Source organism: Gammaproteobacteria bacterium (assembly GCA_013697705.1).
GTDB lineage: Bacteria > Pseudomonadota > Gammaproteobacteria > UBA6002 > UBA6002 > UBA6002.
The window spans coordinates 1-16,064 of record JACCWJ010000037.1 but is presented as its reverse complement, the minus strand read 5'-3'; the positions used below and the strand labels follow the sequence as shown (position 1 = coordinate 16,064).

Sequence of the window (16,064 nt, the reverse complement as noted above, 5' to 3'; positions counted from 1 at the left end):
TTTTTTCATTCATAGGTTCAGTCTCTATCCATGGCATCCTAGTTCCCCAATTTTTGTTAACTAGGAGTATGTTACTGTTACCTATGTGTCCGGTCACTTTCATTACCGATGTGACCGGGTCGGACCTCTCACCACTCTCCTATGCTCAACATCAATAAAAATTGGATTGTTCCCGCTAATTTTTCGTATAGCAAATCCAGGTAAATTTAGGATAATATCTTTCCTAGGCACTTTAACCTCCTTTTAATTCGCAAAATCAAAAGGTTAGATTACTCTAATTTGGTTAAAGTGCCCCCTTATCGGGAGAGAGCCAAAGAAGCTTTTAAGAGAAAGCATCTACTAGGTTTTTCATGGATATTCCTCTACTGCTACACAAAATCTATAGATAATAAATTGAATTTGACAACAAGTTGTTACTCTTTTAGAGTGTGACAACTTTATTAAACTAAGGGGAAGGAAGATGAAAAATAAATTGATAAGCAGCTTTTTCGTATTGTTTTTATCATTAATAGCGTCTAATGGTTTCGCTAGAAGCTCTATGACTGTTGGAGTTTTTTCGAACTCTGGAAGGTTGACAGGTGATATTGATCTTACTGTAACCAAAAGTTTTGAAAACCGTGGCTATATAAGCGTAACAAACCTTAATGTTACTGATTCCACAATAAAATATCCTACAGATTCCAAAATTGGTAAAATATGTTGGGCTCAGAAATTTATCTTAAACAACATCGAAGTTGATAAATCTTACGCTAAATGTGAGTAAATGAAAAAATTTGGCAGTCTATTAAAAATTATATTATTTTTAGACTGCCATTTAGTTAGTATCTTGAAGGGAAATTTAAAGATATAAATAAGATTGAATACTCAGTTACTACAATTTTGAACCTATATTCTTAAGTAGGATATGCCCTAATTGATTCAAAGATTAAAGGTAACTACTCGCCCCCGGAAGCGGACGTCCGCTCAAAAAAATCACGCCCCAACGTACTAAATTGGTATGGGATTTACATGAGGAACGCCAGTTCTAGCATTAAATGCAAGATTAATATACTGTGATGCCATTGTTTGGGAAAGTTCGGTGAGCGTTCTTTTATCTGGTGATATGCCAAGAAATAAAATGGACTAAATTGTTCAGGATCCTAATAAATTATCTCAATTGTGGACTGCAGCTGCCCGAAAAATAATTAGTGACATGTTGCATGGTATGAGTCAGTAAAAGTTGCTATAAGCTGTGTACCTAGCCTTGATAGAGCGCGCTGATATAATGTTTCTTAAAACTTGGGAGCTAATTGGTGACTCTATGTTCTCTAGTTTATCAAATATTTTTTTCAAAGAAAGAAAGGAAGTTATGATTATTAAAAGAATGTATAGAATGAAACTACGAATCCGATGAAGATGGGTGCCCACACAATATTAAATTCCCAATGAGATAATTTCGCGGTTAGGAATGCAATTGTTTCACCCAGGAAAATTCCAGCTATTCCTCCTATTAAGGTTAAAATGGCGGCTTCGGCAAGAAATAAGTAAAGGATATCTTTTTTTCTTGCGCCTACTGCCATTCGTATGCCAATTTCTCGGCGACGTTCTGTCACTGAAACTAGCATAATATTCATAACGCCTATCCCGCCCACGAGCAATGAGATGCAGCCGATAAACCCTAGCAGCAATTTAAAAATATGGCTTTGATGTTCCATGTTTTCAATAATTGTTTCTGGGCTACGAAAGGATAGAGCAATATCTGTAAATACCGCTTGGAAATATTTTTCAATTTCGGATTCTATATCCTTTATTTTATTATTTGGGTTAACTCTAAAAATAATATGGTTGATTGTGGCATTTTTATATAATTGTAATGACGTGCTTAAAGGAATCATGACAGATTGATTGCTATCAGCGAGCAAAAATAAATTTGTGTCGGCCTTATCGAGGATTCCTATGATAGTAAAATAAAAACCATTAATACGAATTTGTTCTCCGATCAAGTTGCTAGGTTTGTTAGCAAGGCGTTTTGCTAGGTCGAATCCTAACACACAATAGAAGGCGCTTTTATCTAAATCAGAAATATAGCGGCCCATTTTAATTTTATATCTCATCATATTTTTTAGATTCTGCGTTGTTCCCAAAATGGATATGTCAGATTTATCGTTCCTGAAAATTATGGGTGAGTAATGCAACGTGTAGGGTGTTAGACTAATAATATTTGGTGAGGTAAATTGTTTTATGTATTGTAATGACGAACTATTGTTATCATGATTATTAGCAGTGCTCATGCTAGAGAAACTAACACCTATCAAATCCACGCCCAATTTTTTAAACTGGCTTAATGCACTTTGAGTCGCTAACTCACTACCAGTTAACAATGCGACAACAGCGGCTGTACCCACCAGGACGCCTAAGAGTGTTAAAAAAGATCTTAAAAAATTACCCCGAATATTGGCTAACGCTTGTTTGATATATGTCGTGATAGCTAAAAATATTTCTCTCAATTTTATATATCTTAACAATTAATGGATCTGACCATCTTGAATTTTCAATACTCGCCGACATTGGTTGGCGATATGAATATCATGGGTGACAATAACGATGGTAGTTTTTTCAGTGTCGCTTAGCTGTTGCAAAAGATTAAAAATGTCTTGTCCGGTCTGACTATCTAAAGCTCCTGTTGGTTCATCGGCCAGAATAATTTTAGGATTTGACACTAAGGCTCTCGCAATTGCTACCCTTTGTTGCTGACCGCCGGAAAGTTCTGCGGGCTTGCGTTCACCAAGATCTTTCATTCCAACTTTCGCTAGCATCTCAATACTCCTGTCAGTCATTATTTTAGGTGGCGTGTTTTGATAAATTAGGGGTAATGATATGTTTTCGATGGCATTCAATCGGGGTAGCAACATAAAAGATTGAAAGATAAATTGCCTGGATTGAAAGCCTTGCGTTGGCTCGCTGACCTTTCCACATAAAACGAGATATAAAATATTCGATGTATAGTAATGGGCGCTGCCCTCTAAACGTTGGAAATCCATGCCCCTTAAGTTGTTTTTGCATTCCGCCGAAAGTAGACGTCCGCTTCTAGGGGCGAGTGGTTACATTATTATTTTCAAATAAAACTGAATTAGCAGAAGCAGTCGTGTTCCTATGACAAATACATTTAGAAAGGTCAAACAGTATTTGTAGATGGCGGGCATTTGTTGGGTTAGTATATAAAATTAGGACTATCAATGGAGCATGAATAATGACAAAAGGGACTAAAGCTTGGCCAAATAATGCAAGATTAGCAATTTCAATTTCTATGCAGTTTGAAGCAGGTGGCGAACCTGAATATGGTGCGGATAGTCCATTTTCAGGTGCACCTCTGCCGCCAGGATATCCTGATTTACCCGCTAAAACATGGTTTGAATATGGATATAAAGAAGGGATACCTCGTCTACTCAATTTATGGGATAAATATGGCATAAAAGTAACATCACACATGGTTGGACAAGCTGTGCTGGCCAATCCCGATTTAGCAAAAGAAATTGTGAATCGTGGTCATGAAGCTGCTGCGCATGGTATGAGTTGGTCATCCCAATACGATATGACACATGATGAAGAAAAACAATTTATTGCAGATGGTGTTAAAGCCGTTCGCGATGTAACAGGTGTAACACCTCGAGGGTATAATTGTAACTGGCTCCGTCGTAGTGTAAATACGATTTCCGTCTTACAAGAATTAGGATTTCTTTATCATATCGATGATTTAAGTCGAGATGAACCATTCATCCTCACTGTGAATGAAAAACCATTTGTTGTAGTACCTTACACTGTAAGATGTAATGATATAGTGCTTTTTGAAGGTCGAAATTTTTCACCAAATAATTTTTTTGAAACTCTAAAATATGAATTTGATCAACTTTATATGGAAGGGGAAACTCGACGAAGACAGATGTCAATTAGCACGCATGATCGCATTGGCGGAACACCGGGTGTTGTGCATGCTCTCGACAAATTTTTAGAATATGCGAACAAACATTCCGGTATTTGGTTTGCGCGTAAAGATGAAATTGCTGAATGGACCTTAGAAAATCACACGGCAAGGAAATAAAAAATGCCACATGTCATTCTCGAAATTCCGCGCCCACTTGCGGACGGACGTGACCTACAACCTTTATTACAGCAACTGCATGAAGCGATCGCGTCTGTTCCCAGCGCCTTGCTTTCCGATGTAAAAACGCGAGTACATCTTTTGGATGAATTTCGCGTAGCGGATGGCACTCCTGAAGCTGGGGCTTTTATTCATGCCCGCTTGATTCAAACGCGGTCGCGCTCCCAAGAAGAGCAAAAATTGATGAGCGAAAAAGTGTTAGCGGTGCTTACCCGCTTTTTTAGTGAACCAAAACCCTCCTATAGCGTACAATTATGCGTTGAAACCACTATTGTTCCATCCGGTGGTTATTTGAAGGCGGTTTTAGGTTAATGAATTAGGGGCGTAATTATTCTGCTAAGGTTGCATTTTGACATCTGACCCCTTTCCCACAAATTAAAATAAATAACTCATCGCAATCCCACCACTAGCAAAGAAGCGATTAGTAGCTACTGTACAATTGCATTTATCTTCATATTGATAGCTAAAAGGTTGTATCCAGCCTATCAGCAAAAGGTGACTCGTTAATTTCTGTTCTAAGGAAATATAGGGTCCAACAGTATAGTCAGCATCTATATGGCAACAATTTTCAGTGCCGAATACCGAAACAAAATCGATACCTGCAGCAAAATAAGTACACTCACAGATATTTTTGCGAAATCCTGCGAAAATGCCAGGAGCGAATATTCGAGTTTCGCAACAAGCATTATTCACTAACCCAGAGGCGTAGACGCCTATCTCGGATTGTTCTGTGTAATGCGTAATGCCGATACTGAGATTGCCATCGGTGACAAGAGAGCCCTGAATAGCCAGACGTCCATAGTCATAACAGGTATAAGCCTGTGCAGGAACTGCAAAAAACAAAAAGGACAGTAATAATAATTTTTTTTCCATAAAAAGTATTCCAACGTTATCACAGCAATGTGCTATTCGCTTACGCACAGGGGAAGATGGTTGCATTCAAGAGCATTAAGTTGCGAATAAATTGCTATCTTAGCGAAACCCTGTAACGAGTCAAGAAAGATTAGGTGTCATCCTACTAAACAGAAGAGAAGGGGTCAGATGTCAAAATGCAATTACTTTACCCTTCTCAATTTGCATTTTGACATTTGACCCCTTACCTTTGCGCGTTGTCATCCCTCGAGCGTAAAGACTAACAATCTTATCATCAAAGCCTTCAAATCGAGTTTGATTTTTTGGAATAATTTGGGGACTAAAATCACCGTTACGATCTCTTGGAATTTTAAGTGCTAAATTTCCATCCTCACTCTTAACGGTTTTTTCAGTGTAACCATTGCGAGAGTTTCCTGTGTTCTTCCCTTTTAAATCGTGCTTTTCGTACCCAAGGTGAGTGGTTAATTCACCTTGCAATGCGCGCTCTAAAATAGCTTTCGTTAGATTTTTTAAAATACCATCTGGCCTCTTCCGGGCTTTTGCAATCCTTAATCAGATCATCAATGGCTTTTAAGTCGAAACTGTTCGCTTTCTTGGACATAGTCAGTACTCCTTATTGGGGTAGTCTATACTCACTATCTCTAGTTACACAGAATTTTTTATAACCTTAATAATCATGTTCATTGGTGTTATCTAATCTTTATGATTAACGGTTCTTCCTCACAATCATTGTTATTGTTTTCATGCTCTTGTACAGCAAACTCCTCCTGATGATCCGGAATACTAACAAGTTGTTTAAAACAAGTGTTAAAATTATCGCGGTTCTTCTCTAGTCTTTCAACTAGGCTCCCTAATTTTAGTGGAAAAAATGACACGCCGTGATGATATGACCTAAAGTTAATTATTTCCTTAGAGTGGTTTAACTTGTTTGACTGCACAGGACTATCCTTAAGGTCCGAAGAAATTGAAGTCACTTCGTGGTGTAAATTGTGAATGATGGATATCATCTCTTTAACTTTTAGCTGAGGATTACGCAATAATTCAAGTTTCTCAAGGATACTTTTAGCATAGGCATTTTCAGTATTCATGTTATAAAGCATATCTTCGAAAAGAGTTATGATGTTTTTCAAAGCAGCTTGATGTGTGCCAAGCATGTTGGTAATTTTTAACGCATGGTATGCACTTGTGAGTATACGTATAGAGGGAGTATTTAAAGGTATGCTGGTTGTAATGTTATAAAATAAATCTATGCTCAACCCTATGGTTGCAAGAGATGTTGTAATGATCAGTGTAGAACCCCCGCTTATTCCCAAAATTCGTCTAATATCATCCTCGAAGTCAGCGGTAACGCCCCACACCAAAACTAGAATTCCTAGACTAGATAAAAGTACTAAAGCGATAAGTAATATTATAGTTACTTCTCTGGGATTCACTAACTTAGTTTGATTGAGATCATTCTCAAAAGCGTTGAGCGTTTCCCCTACTTTATTAAGATAATAAATAGCGAAATTAATTTCAGATAATTCAGCTTTGAAGTTTGGCATATTTTTACCTGACAAATCCCCTATAAGATCCAGAATATCTTGTGGGATTGTAGTTTTCCCTGCTGTAATAGCTTGTCTTACCTGACTCCAATTTGGATCCTCATACCTTTCTTGAATTTTATTCACGATTAACATTTTTAACCGTGAAGGTTGATGCAACCGTAAAACTTTCAAAAAAGAAACCATGGCAGGCGAGTAATAAATTTTATCTGCTTGGTCAATTTTCTGGATTAATTTTTCAATGGGTAATGAGTAAATACTTACTTTAATCTCTCTTTTTGCGATAATTTGTTCTGTATGCTCAATTAATTCAATAACTGTTCTATAGTCTTGAGAGTCTTGATTGAGCTTTCTTAATCGATCATAGAGGAGAAATAATGGAGTGCGATCATATTGGTGGAGCTGTAACCAGAATTGCCAATTAAATGTGAGAGTGCTCAATAGTAGTTTATAAGCTGTATATTCCTCTTCGCTATTTTTAAACCGCCGAGATTTGATTGTATTTAATAAGTGTTTAGCTCTTTGAAATTGTTCTAAGTCAGTTATAGCGGCGCCGCAATTTCTATCATCACGAGAAACAAGTTCTGTTGCTTCTCCATTTCTATGAGGTATTTTATAAAATGAACCAACAACAAAGTGATAAGCTAAATCGAGATCAAGAGTGAATAGCTCTTTTGATATTAATTTGCCTGATAAACAACCAAATAAAGAAAGCAGTTCGATTACTGGTTTGCATTTATTTGCTATTGCGACATCTAAAGGAGTTTTGCCGCTACTTATTGTTGATACATCAGGATCAACACCATTTATAAGTAACCATTCGCAAATGATAGGATCGTCTTTTTCTGCTGCAACGTGTAACAGCGTTTTTCCATCATTATCTTGCGTCGATAAATCAGCGTCTTGATCTTTCAGTAATTTTGCATTTTCAAAATGTTTATTCGAAATTGCTCGATAAAGAGGTGTTTCACCTTTTAAATTTTCAATATCAGGTTGAATGTCCTTTTGCTTCAAAAGTATAGTCAGAAATTCTGAAGAATCGACTTTAGCTGCATAATGTAAGAAAGTATTCCCTGCCTCATCGGTAGCATTAATATGAATTCTAAGACGGTCAGTACTTCCCTTAAATGCCGGATCACTCATTGTTGCTAAGTTATGTTGAAAAATGGGAAGATCCCCTTCAAGAATAGCTTGATTCAACACCTTTTCTACTGAATTGAAACCCATTATGACCTCGCCTGATAACGCAAAAGCCGACAAGATACCTTTGCTGGAGAAAAAAGGCAATAAATTATCAAAAACTAAGGGGTTTTAATTAGGATTTAAGATTAACTTGATCTCCATTAGATTCATTTTTCATAAAAGACCACTATCTTGCTGTGTAGGGCAAGGAGTGGCTGCTTCATTGTTGCAGTCAAATAGAAAATAGAGTTTTTCTTATTCCATCAGAACGATCATTCAAACAAATTCAACATTCAGGGATAAAAATTAAAGGTGCACTTGATAAAACTTTCCATCCAAACGATCAACTGATAATTTCGAGTTATCTCTCAAGGAAATTGTTTCAAGATATGGCATCTCAAAAACACCCATTATTTTTTCGGGGACTAAATCAATCGATGCAGTCAGTAGCTTAAGAGGTCTCAAAGATTTATTTTTCCATAGTAACACGGTGCTAATCTCCTTACAAAATGGTTTAGGAACTGAAAATGATCTAAGAATGGCTAGCAGCATCTTCGACAGTTCAGTACGTATTTGGTGCTTTACATCAAAAGGAAGATGCCTTTTGCTTATAAGGGGACACCAGATGAATCTAGGAACATGAATAGAGAGCTATTCTGACAAAAGTAACGAAGTGTAATAACACGGGATACAAATTGTGAAAGGCGTATCTTCCTGGTAGTCACGCACTGGGTAAGTGCTAGATAGTTGGTATGGGAAGGCTTGTAGGGGTCGTTCTAAAGAGTATTATTGTTGGCTTCTTGCACATAAGCAACGCGCAATATGTCAGTAAAAACTCAAAATGAGAATTGCTGCAACAGAACCCTCGGGCTTGCATAAGTAAGCTTGGAGTTTTATCGTAGTGAGGTTTTTTTACTTTGGAGAAGATTCATGCCAATTACTAAAGCATCCGACCATGAAAAGCATAAACAAAAAGCTATATTATTTCATAAAATGCATAGTCTATCTGAACCACTGGTCTTGCTAAACGCTTGGGATGCTTTAAGTGCGATAATATTTGAGCAGCATGGCGCTAAAGCAATTGCAACGACTAGCGCTGGTATAGCTGCTTCTCACGGATATAGTGATGGCCAACTGATACCTAAAAAAGATTTAATTAAAGCAGTTAAGCGTATTATTAACAGTGTTGATATCCCTGTTACTGTTGATTTAGAAGCGGGTTATGGAAAAAATCTCCAAGAAATTCGCGATACTGTTTATCAAATTTTAAGTATTGGTGCTGTAGGTATTAACATAGAGGATGCTGATCCTCAGCATCCAGAACGTTTGTTTTCAATCCCTGAGCAAGTGGAAAAAATTAAAACTATCAGGGCATTAGCTAAAGAGTTAGATGTTCCTTTGTTTATCAATGCCCGTACCGATGTTTTTTGGTTAAAGCTACGAACAACTCCAGAAGAATGTTTATCTGAAACATTGACTCGTCTTAAAGAGTATAAAGAAGCGGGGGCCGATGGGGTTTTTGTTCCTGGGCTGACTGATCCAGCTTTAATATCTAATATTGTCAAAAATATCGAATTGCCTCTTAACTTACTTGCCGGCCCATGGCTCAAAGAAAAAAATACTCTAAAATTATTAGACGTCTCACGGGTTACTACTGGTTCGGCTGTGGTACGAGATGTAACTAACCACCTGAAAGAAATTGCCAATAAGTTCATCAAGGAAGAAAATTATACATGCTTAGATCCAACTGTTTCCTATAATGAATTTAACAATTTATTCTCCTTAAAGAGTATTGCTAAGAAAAGAGCCTAAACCACATATTAGCGGTGGAAAATCAACATATTAGCCTATGTCTTGAATATAAAATACCCATTATCCCCTACGGGGCAGGTACCAGTGTAGAAGGGCACACAGCTGCGATAGAAGGTGGGTTGTGCTTAGATATGTCTAGAATGAACCAAGTGCTTGAGTTTAGCCCAAAAGATGGATATGTCTAGGTCCAGCCAGGTATTCCTTATAACGAATTCAATAAATTCTTGGAGCCACATGGATTTCACTTTCCAGTTGAAGCCCCATGGAGCGCAACGATTGGTGGGATGATGGCGACCAATGCCTCAGGTGCGGGCGCCGTTGATTCAGGCGCTATGCTCAAAAATGTTGTTAATTGCACAGTGATCACCTGCCAAGAAGAAAAAATAGTAAAAATCTATACTGGCTCCAAAGCCCCGAAATCTTCTGCAGGGTATAACCTAACCGGTCTATTCGTTGGATCTGAAGGCACTCTTGGCGTTATTACCAAGTTGGCCTGAAAATAAGAAGAAATTTTGATGCCTACGCTACAATTTGTTGTCAATTTGAGAGGATAGAAAGTGCAGTAGAATTTGTCACTCAAATGCATGGCAATGTTCAGTTTCGGTGAATTGAATTATTAGATAAATTACAAACAAATGCCCGTATTGCCTATTCAAAAATCCGCTCACTCAATAACGAGATGCATACATTAATTATCGAATTAGCAGGGAATAAATTAGCAGTTGCAGAAGAGGCATCACTCGTAAAAAATTGCCTTATCGAAAATGTTGCAGTCAATTTAAATATTTATAACGATAAACAATCGGCAGAACCTACATGGAAAATGCGAAAATTTGCTGCGCAAGCTGCAATTCACTATATCGATAAAAATAAAAGCATCATGTCAACCGATGTGAGTGTGCCGATTTCCAAATTAGCTGCGTGCATAAATGCATGCTACGGACATATGCACGACTATGGAATAAAAGCTCCAGTGGTCGCTCATGTTGGAGATGGAAATTTTCATTTTGTTATTTTAATCAATCCAAATAATAAAAATGAGCTAGAAAATACGCGCCGCTTTAGCGGACTCATTGTGTCAGAAGCGTTAAAAGCGGGTGGAACATGTACAGGTGAACATGGTATTGGGCATGGTAAAAAGGATTATTTACTGCAAGAGCATAGCGGTTCACTAGAAACCATGAAGCAAATTAAAAAATTGTTTGATCCTTGTGACATTTTCAATCCAGGAAAAATTTTTTAGTATTGACCATGGACCATCTTCAACACGATATTGATAAATGGTTCTTTCGCCTGGAGGCCACTGACATTACAAATGCTGTTCATTCAATTTTTGGGCTAGGTTAATTAAATCACTTAATACCCAAAGATAACTATGTAGGGTTGATTCGGGATGTGCGGCAAGATTTGTACTAAGCGCAATATTTGTTAGGGCTGCTTTTATTAAGCATCCCCTAATTTGTTCATGAGTTTCAAAAGTTTGAGCTTAGACTTGATAGCAGGTCGGAGTAAATCCATACATACTGCATTCATCGACAGGCCTGTTAAGTTGACGATTGTTTGTATGTCTTCCCAAAAATTTTCTGGTATTCGAAGATAGAGAGTCTTTAATTGTTTTTTAGGGGCTTTTCCTCCTTTGCCTTGTATTAATCCTTTTTCCTTTGTAACCATAATTTCTACCTTCAATTAGATTCGAAAAAATAAAGTCTAATACCTTGGTAATTGAGTGTCACTACATCGATTTTTAACCCAAATAGGGAAGTTAGTTCATTACATTTTGGTCTTACGGTGGACTTACGAGGAGGATTTGTACTTAGCAATTTTGCGGTTTTATTCGTAAGTCATTGATAACACTGGCGCCCCGAACAGGATTGATTCAGGCCATCCTGGCCTTCACCCCTTCGGGGCGTTTTCTATGCAAACGTCCAAAAATGCTTTCCTGCATTTTTGTCGAACCTTGCCGGTTCGAATAAAGGCTTCGTGGGAAACATAAGAGCATCTTTGACTTTAAGAGCTTTGGGATATTAATGCGCCCCGAGCCGGATTGATTCAGGCCATCCTGGCCTTCACCCCTTCGGGGCGTTTTCTATGCAAACGTCCAAAAATGCTTTCCTGCATTTTTGCCGAACCTTGCCGGTTCGAATAAAGGCTTCGTGGGAAACATAAGAGCATCTTTGACTTTAAGAGCTTTGGGATATTAATGCGCCCCGAGCCGGATTCGAACCGGCGACCTATCCCTTAGGAGGGTATAAAGGTACTTCTTTGCCAGTGTAAACCCATCAACTTCGGTAAACCCCCATAAACAAATAGTAATAAAAAATCAAAGTCTTAAAAATCTTTTCTTTGTTTATGCTTTAACACTGAGGGACATTGAAGTGCATTCATCGTGCACTTCATCTGCACTTCAGCTTAAACCAGGTCGGCTCCATTAAAAAACATTACCTATCAGTCATGGGGGTATTTTGCATAGGAAATATTCCAAATTTTTAGCTATAACACATTGCGTTATATGTCGCCGCGCGTTATAATCAATTCATGATAATAAAATTTAAATGCAAGGAAACTGAAAAAATTTGGCAAGGAGTCATATCTCGTCGCTTGCCCACAGATATACAGCAAGTAGCGAGACGTAAGTTGCGTATGTTAAACAACGCAAAGCAATTATCTGATTTACGTATTCCTCCTAATAATAGATTAGAGTTGTTAAAGGGAGATAGAGCAGGGGAGCACAGTATTCGAATTAATAATCAATGGCGTATCTGTTTTAAGTGGATCAGCGGTAATGTTGATGACGTTATTATTGAAGATTATCATTAAAGAGGTTAAGAAAATGGCTAAACTTAAAAATGTTCACCCAGGCGAAATACTTTTAGAGGAATTTTTACGTCCTCTTGATATTAGCCAAAATAAATTGGGACGTGATATTGACGTTTCTCCAAGAAGAATTAATGAAATTGTGCATGGTATTCGTGCAATTACAGCGGATACTGATTTAAGACTCTCAAAGGCACTTGGTACAAGTGAAGGTTTTTGGCTTGGATTGCAATCAGATTATGATTTAGAAGAAAGGAAGAAAAAGATAAATAAAAAACTTAAGACCATTAAATTAATTACTAAGAATGCTGCCTAGTGTCAAATTTCGTGGTAAAAAAAATTCTACTAATATTTTTTGTAAATTAGGTAAACTTATTAAATTCTGAAACGGTTCTAATTTTTTAGGAAACTAATAATGACTAGCCAAGTCATCACTTATAAATCTCCTGATAACATTTATAATATTTTATTAAAGCTTCATTATGTTACTAGAACAGATAGGGTGATATATAAATTATCTTTAAATGGCTCGATCTTAATTGATCGGTCTTTTAACGATTCAGCCATTTGGTCTGTGAATTCTAGATACTTTGCAATACAGGAGTGGATTGAGCCCTGCGACATTTTCGATTCACTACAAGCTTATTCCTACAATAATTCTCTTACAGTTTTTGATTTTTTTCAGGGGAGGGAATGTCAATTAATTAAACTTTCAGGTGGAAATGTAGTGCCACGTTTCTTTGAGAACTCCAAAATAATTTATACCAAAGAAATTATTCTTGGATTAATTAAGGAATATGAGATCGATTTAGAAAAATTGGATCGTTGGAAGAAGAGTCCGTTACTCCTCAGTTCGTAATATTGAACGAGCATTTATTATTTGATCAAGGAATTAGAAAGCATGAGAGATAATATAATGAAAAGCCAAATTTTAAAAATGCTTTAAATGTATAGATAAAATCTCATAAAGGCTGAGAATGAAGAGCTTAAGGTTTATGTGATAGATATTAATGCTCATAAGTATTAGTGAGGTTTTTTATGAAAATTGATAAAAAAGATTTTTTGAGAGCAAGAGTGCATGCTCATATCACACCTGGGGAAGCGCTAAAAATACTTCGTGAGTTACAAGGTTTAACCCAGCTTGAGCTGGCTCAGAAAACTGGCATTAATCAATCGAATATTTCAGCTTTGGAAAGTAACGCTAGGCAAATGGGACGTGGAAGTGCAGTTGTTCTTGCAAGAGCACTAAAAGTTCATCCAGCTGTGATACTTTTTCCTGATTTTGATATTGAAGAGGCTGCTTAGTATGCCTTTCGAAGATTTGACCCCATCCTACAGGGAGTTTTTAGCATGAGCACAATACATATTATGCTCCTTTTTTTTAGCGTTGAATAAAGGATTCATATATGACAATTGACCAAACTGATTCAGATGTGATCAAGGAAATAGAGCTTCCAGAGGATATAAAGGATAAAGCACATCCTTGGCGCGTTTGTCCAATAGGTAAGCATTATGTGCGAACTCACGTACTCCATATTCCTCCAAGTAAAAAACATCCTGAAGGGCAGGTAGTAACAAGGCATGCACATTGTGCTGATAACCCTTCACATAAAGATGTATTGTCCTACGATGAACTTCAGATTATTGCCAAAACTCATTTTTTAGGTTTAGTTGGTGCCCCAAAGGCTGGCGTTTTGACGAAATTTCCTAGAGCAGACGAATTTGATTTGCACATCCGTGGCTGGGTGCACTATTGGAACGACATTTTTCATCCTCAAGAGCCTCTTGATCCTAATTTAGTGAAAGCACTTATTGCGAGCGAATCAAGCTTTCGGCCAGAACAAGATACCCCGCAAAGCACCACAGAAAAAAATAAAAAAATAGGGCATGCTTGTGGTTTGATGCAAATTACGGAGAGCACTTTGAAAATAATCGGAGCGCATAAAGGGGAGATTAAAGATCACTTAATTCATATCACACACAAAGAAATAATGGATCCTTCAGCTAATATTTGTGTGGGCATTCGTTGGTTATTTACAAAAAAGACAACAGCAAGAGAGCGATTGCATCATACTGCAACATGGGATGATGCAGTAGCTGAATATAAAGGAATACTCAAAGCTATTGTTGAAAACAAAGATCCCCATCATAACCCAGATCCTTACAATGAAATGCCGAAATTTCGTTCTTTTTATAAGAAATTACAAGAGTCATAAAATGAAAATCAAAGTAGCTTTTGTATTAATATTATTAATTGTATTTTCTTGTAGTTCAGCAGCAATCACAGCACCTATAAGAAAAAAATATCCCTATTCAGTTTTGACGAATGATTATGGGATACTAAATGAGAAAGATTTAGATACCTATAAAATAGGTATAAAACCACCACCTTTTTTACCTAAAGAAGGGGATGGCTATCTTTATTGGCAATGTTTTCCTCGCGACAGAATCTCAATCAGTCTTAAAGATATGGGTTATTCTTCTGAAGATATTGGGTGGGAAGAAAATTATAGTGATTTAAGAATAATGATATCTGATGACTCCAGTGGGTATCATGAATATTCTATGCGTAGAGTTTGGCCAACTACTACTTATAAAGACAGATTCGAATTATGGCTAAAATTGATGAAAAATGAAAAATATGTTTGCTTGTTAGGGGATTTTGTAAATCGAGAAACAATAAAAGGAGCAACAAGTCATCATTGGATTTTTGAAAAAATAAAAACCAAAAAGGGTTGTAACTCTTACTTTGCTGGTGATTGTCGCTAAGCTTAGTTCTAAGAAGCTTCAAAACTATTAAACTAATTACCAAAGTTGCTGCTTCAAATAGGATAAATTGGATCACTAATATCGGAATATTGCCAAGATATTTTAAATTGAAGTAGTAATGCTTAATTGATTTTGATTAAATATTAGAAATTAATCTTGTGAGGTTTAAAAATGAGTGATGATATTTTGATGCAATCAAAAATTAATTCAAGTTTTTTCTCGTCATTTAAAAGACCTGAAGTCGATTATTTTAAAAAAAATGATTCTGCACTATTGGATATTTCTTAGAAAAAAATTAATAAGTTCATTATCACTATAAATTTATAGGATACCTAAATTATCAAACTTATTCACACTGATAGTGCTATTTCGATTGAGATGGCTTTAAATAATGAATAAGCACCTCTTGTCGCTTCTTGAAATTTATTACATCCGCTTACGCCTTATCAGTGCTGTCTTTTTATTATTAGCCACGATTGGCTTAAATATTGGTGTCCCTTTAATTCTTAGAGAAGTCATTAATGTCATTTCACTTCAACCAAGCGTTTTAATATTTGCTGAAGTGTTACTGTTTCTGTACGGATTTGCTTGGACATTAAGCAAAGTTACAGATCAATTACGTTTGGTTGCAATGAATCGTGTTGTTGAACGCGGAATTCGTCAACTTTGCCTTGATGTATTTAATCATCTTATTCATTTATCTTTGCGATTTCATCATGATCGAAAAATGGGTGCTTTGTTAAATGCTATAGATAGAGCACAGTTTGCATTCCCTGGCTTTGTTTGGGGTTTATTTTTCTTAATATTAAGTGACCCCCATGTCTAGACCAGCAACCAATTAAATTTTAGGAGATATCACCCTCTTAAAATTAATAAAATATTTGTTGAGCCTGTGGGTATGTGGGTAACTCGAGCTTGCGAGAGTTATCCAC

21 protein-coding genes are annotated in these 16,064 nt (G+C 36.7%); 15 read left to right on the top strand and 6 right to left on the bottom strand.

What is annotated here, in order from left to right:
• Positions 1 to 460 precede the first annotated feature (460 nt).
• Positions 461 to 763 (top strand): hypothetical protein, encoded by a 303-nt coding sequence (locus H0U71_08040; GenBank protein MBA2654994.1) that lies wholly within the window; start codon positions 461 to 463, stop codon positions 761 to 763.
• A gap of 592 nt (positions 764 to 1,355) precedes the next feature.
• Here the strand turns inward: H0U71_08040 and H0U71_08035 are convergent.
• Together H0U71_08035 and H0U71_08030 are read right to left on the bottom strand one after the other, a co-directional pair.
• The gene (locus tag H0U71_08035) at positions 1,356 to 2,486 is read right to left on the bottom strand and encodes an ABC transporter permease (protein ID MBA2654993.1); all 1,131 of its coding nucleotides are present in this window, start codon (positions 2,484 to 2,486) and stop codon (positions 1,356 to 1,358) included.
• Positions 2,487 to 2,504: 18 nt separating this feature from the next.
• A complete protein-coding gene (locus tag H0U71_08030) occupies positions 2,505 to 3,020 on the bottom strand; it encodes an ATP-binding cassette domain-containing protein (protein ID MBA2654992.1) in 516 nt (171 codons plus the stop codon).
• A 209-nt stretch (positions 3,021 to 3,229) separates the two neighbouring features.
• Here H0U71_08030 and H0U71_08025 point away from each other — a divergent pair, with 209 nt between their 5' ends.
• Both H0U71_08025 and H0U71_08020 read left to right on the top strand, forming a co-directional pair.
• Entirely contained in the window at positions 3,230 to 4,078 is an 849-nt protein-coding gene (locus H0U71_08025) for a polysaccharide deacetylase family protein (GenBank protein ID MBA2654991.1), read from the top strand.
• A gap of 3 nt (positions 4,079 to 4,081) precedes the next feature.
• The gene (locus tag H0U71_08020; protein ID MBA2654990.1) at positions 4,082 to 4,450 is read left to right on the top strand and encodes a hypothetical protein; all 369 of its coding nucleotides are present in this window, start codon (positions 4,082 to 4,084) and stop codon (positions 4,448 to 4,450) included.
• Positions 4,451 to 4,513: 63 nt separating this feature from the next.
• On the opposite strand, the gene H0U71_08015 is transcribed toward H0U71_08020, so the two are convergent.
• From H0U71_08015 to H0U71_08005, 3 genes are all read right to left on the bottom strand, one after another.
• Positions 4,514 to 5,011, bottom strand: a complete 498-nt coding sequence (locus H0U71_08015; GenBank protein ID MBA2654989.1) for a hypothetical protein — start codon at positions 5,009 to 5,011, stop codon at positions 4,514 to 4,516.
• Positions 5,012 to 5,182: 171 nt separating this feature from the next.
• Entirely contained in the window at positions 5,183 to 5,557 is a 375-nt protein-coding gene (locus H0U71_08010; protein MBA2654988.1) for a transposase, read from the bottom strand.
• Positions 5,558 to 5,700: 143 nt separating this feature from the next.
• Positions 5,701 to 7,782, bottom strand: a complete 2,082-nt coding sequence (locus tag H0U71_08005) for an ankyrin repeat domain-containing protein (protein MBA2654987.1) — start codon at positions 7,780 to 7,782, stop codon at positions 5,701 to 5,703.
• A gap of 331 nt (positions 7,783 to 8,113) precedes the next feature.
• On the opposite strand from H0U71_08005, the gene H0U71_08000 reads away from it, so the two are divergent.
• From H0U71_08000 to H0U71_07980, 5 genes are all read left to right on the top strand, one after another.
• The gene (locus H0U71_08000; GenBank protein MBA2654986.1) at positions 8,114 to 8,380 is read left to right on the top strand and encodes a hypothetical protein; all 267 of its coding nucleotides are present in this window, start codon (positions 8,114 to 8,116) and stop codon (positions 8,378 to 8,380) included.
• Between the two features lie 287 nt (positions 8,381 to 8,667).
• The gene (locus tag H0U71_07995; protein ID MBA2654985.1) at positions 8,668 to 9,549 is read left to right on the top strand and encodes an isocitrate lyase/phosphoenolpyruvate mutase family protein; all 882 of its coding nucleotides are present in this window, start codon (positions 8,668 to 8,670) and stop codon (positions 9,547 to 9,549) included.
• A gap of 14 nt (positions 9,550 to 9,563) precedes the next feature.
• Complete coding sequence (locus tag H0U71_07990) at positions 9,564 to 9,734, top strand: FAD-binding protein (GenBank protein ID MBA2654984.1); 171 nt, start codon at positions 9,564 to 9,566, stop codon at positions 9,732 to 9,734.
• A 39-nt stretch (positions 9,735 to 9,773) separates the two neighbouring features.
• The gene (locus tag H0U71_07985; GenBank protein ID MBA2654983.1) at positions 9,774 to 10,046 is read left to right on the top strand and encodes an FAD-binding protein; all 273 of its coding nucleotides are present in this window, start codon (positions 9,774 to 9,776) and stop codon (positions 10,044 to 10,046) included.
• Positions 10,047 to 10,156: 110 nt separating this feature from the next.
• Positions 10,157 to 10,792, top strand: a complete 636-nt coding sequence (locus H0U71_07980; protein ID MBA2654982.1) for a hypothetical protein — start codon at positions 10,157 to 10,159, stop codon at positions 10,790 to 10,792.
• A gap of 200 nt (positions 10,793 to 10,992) precedes the next feature.
• On the opposite strand, the gene H0U71_07975 is transcribed toward H0U71_07980, so the two are convergent.
• Positions 10,993 to 11,220: a hypothetical protein gene (locus tag H0U71_07975; protein ID MBA2654981.1), complete on the bottom strand. Its 228-nt coding sequence runs from the start codon at positions 11,218 to 11,220 to the stop codon at positions 10,993 to 10,995.
• 864 nt (positions 11,221 to 12,084) lie between these two features.
• Here H0U71_07975 and H0U71_07970 point away from each other — a divergent pair.
• From H0U71_07970 to H0U71_07940, 7 genes are all read left to right on the top strand, one after another.
• The gene (locus tag H0U71_07970; GenBank protein MBA2654980.1) at positions 12,085 to 12,366 is read left to right on the top strand and encodes a type II toxin-antitoxin system RelE/ParE family toxin; all 282 of its coding nucleotides are present in this window, start codon (positions 12,085 to 12,087) and stop codon (positions 12,364 to 12,366) included.
• Positions 12,367 to 12,379: 13 nt separating this feature from the next.
• The gene (locus H0U71_07965; GenBank protein MBA2654979.1) at positions 12,380 to 12,679 is read left to right on the top strand and encodes a HigA family addiction module antidote protein; all 300 of its coding nucleotides are present in this window, start codon (positions 12,380 to 12,382) and stop codon (positions 12,677 to 12,679) included.
• Between the two features lie 99 nt (positions 12,680 to 12,778).
• Positions 12,779 to 13,222 (top strand): hypothetical protein, encoded by a 444-nt coding sequence (locus H0U71_07960; protein MBA2654978.1) that lies wholly within the window; start codon positions 12,779 to 12,781, stop codon positions 13,220 to 13,222.
• A 179-nt stretch (positions 13,223 to 13,401) separates the two neighbouring features.
• Positions 13,402 to 13,668 carry a helix-turn-helix transcriptional regulator gene (locus H0U71_07955; protein MBA2654977.1) on the top strand — a complete coding sequence of 89 codons (267 nt, stop codon included), beginning with the start codon at positions 13,402 to 13,404 and terminating at the stop codon, positions 13,666 to 13,668.
• Between the two features lie 101 nt (positions 13,669 to 13,769).
• On the top strand, positions 13,770 to 14,579 hold the full coding sequence (locus H0U71_07950) for a transglycosylase SLT domain-containing protein (GenBank protein MBA2654976.1): 810 nt from the start codon (positions 13,770 to 13,772) through the stop codon (positions 14,577 to 14,579).
• Between the two features lies 1 nt (position 14,580).
• The gene (locus H0U71_07945; protein ID MBA2654975.1) at positions 14,581 to 15,132 is read left to right on the top strand and encodes a hypothetical protein; all 552 of its coding nucleotides are present in this window, start codon (positions 14,581 to 14,583) and stop codon (positions 15,130 to 15,132) included.
• Between the two features lie 391 nt (positions 15,133 to 15,523).
• Positions 15,524 to 15,958: a hypothetical protein gene (locus tag H0U71_07940; protein MBA2654974.1), complete on the top strand. Its 435-nt coding sequence runs from the start codon at positions 15,524 to 15,526 to the stop codon at positions 15,956 to 15,958.
• Positions 15,959 to 16,064: the final 106 nt, after the last annotated feature.

Coding starts and splice junctions, on each gene's coding strand:
- H0U71_08040 (MBA2654994.1), top strand. CDS start 461: ATGAAAAATAAATTGATAAGCAGCTTTTTCGTATTGTTTTTATCATTA.
- H0U71_08030 (MBA2654992.1), bottom strand. CDS start 3,020: ATGGATTTCCAACGTTTAGAGGGCAGCGCCCATTACTATACATCGAAT.
- H0U71_08025 (MBA2654991.1), top strand. CDS start 3,230: ATGACAAAAGGGACTAAAGCTTGGCCAAATAATGCAAGATTAGCAATT.
- H0U71_08020 (MBA2654990.1), top strand. CDS start 4,082: ATGCCACATGTCATTCTCGAAATTCCGCGCCCACTTGCGGACGGACGT.
- H0U71_08015 (MBA2654989.1), bottom strand. CDS start 5,011: ATGGAAAAAAAATTATTATTACTGTCCTTTTTGTTTTTTGCAGTTCCT.
- H0U71_08005 (MBA2654987.1), bottom strand. CDS start 7,782: ATGGGTTTCAATTCAGTAGAAAAGGTGTTGAATCAAGCTATTCTTGAA.
- H0U71_07995 (MBA2654985.1), top strand. CDS start 8,668: ATGCCAATTACTAAAGCATCCGACCATGAAAAGCATAAACAAAAAGCT.
- H0U71_07975 (MBA2654981.1), bottom strand. CDS start 11,220: ATGGTTACAAAGGAAAAAGGATTAATACAAGGCAAAGGAGGAAAAGCC.
- H0U71_07970 (MBA2654980.1), top strand. CDS start 12,085: ATGATAATAAAATTTAAATGCAAGGAAACTGAAAAAATTTGGCAAGGA.
- H0U71_07965 (MBA2654979.1), top strand. CDS start 12,380: ATGGCTAAACTTAAAAATGTTCACCCAGGCGAAATACTTTTAGAGGAA.
- H0U71_07960 (MBA2654978.1), top strand. CDS start 12,779: ATGACTAGCCAAGTCATCACTTATAAATCTCCTGATAACATTTATAAT.
- H0U71_07955 (MBA2654977.1), top strand. CDS start 13,402: ATGAAAATTGATAAAAAAGATTTTTTGAGAGCAAGAGTGCATGCTCAT.
- H0U71_07950 (MBA2654976.1), top strand. CDS start 13,770: ATGACAATTGACCAAACTGATTCAGATGTGATCAAGGAAATAGAGCTT.
- H0U71_07945 (MBA2654975.1), top strand. CDS start 14,581: ATGAAAATCAAAGTAGCTTTTGTATTAATATTATTAATTGTATTTTCT.
- H0U71_07940 (MBA2654974.1), top strand. CDS start 15,524: ATGAATAAGCACCTCTTGTCGCTTCTTGAAATTTATTACATCCGCTTA.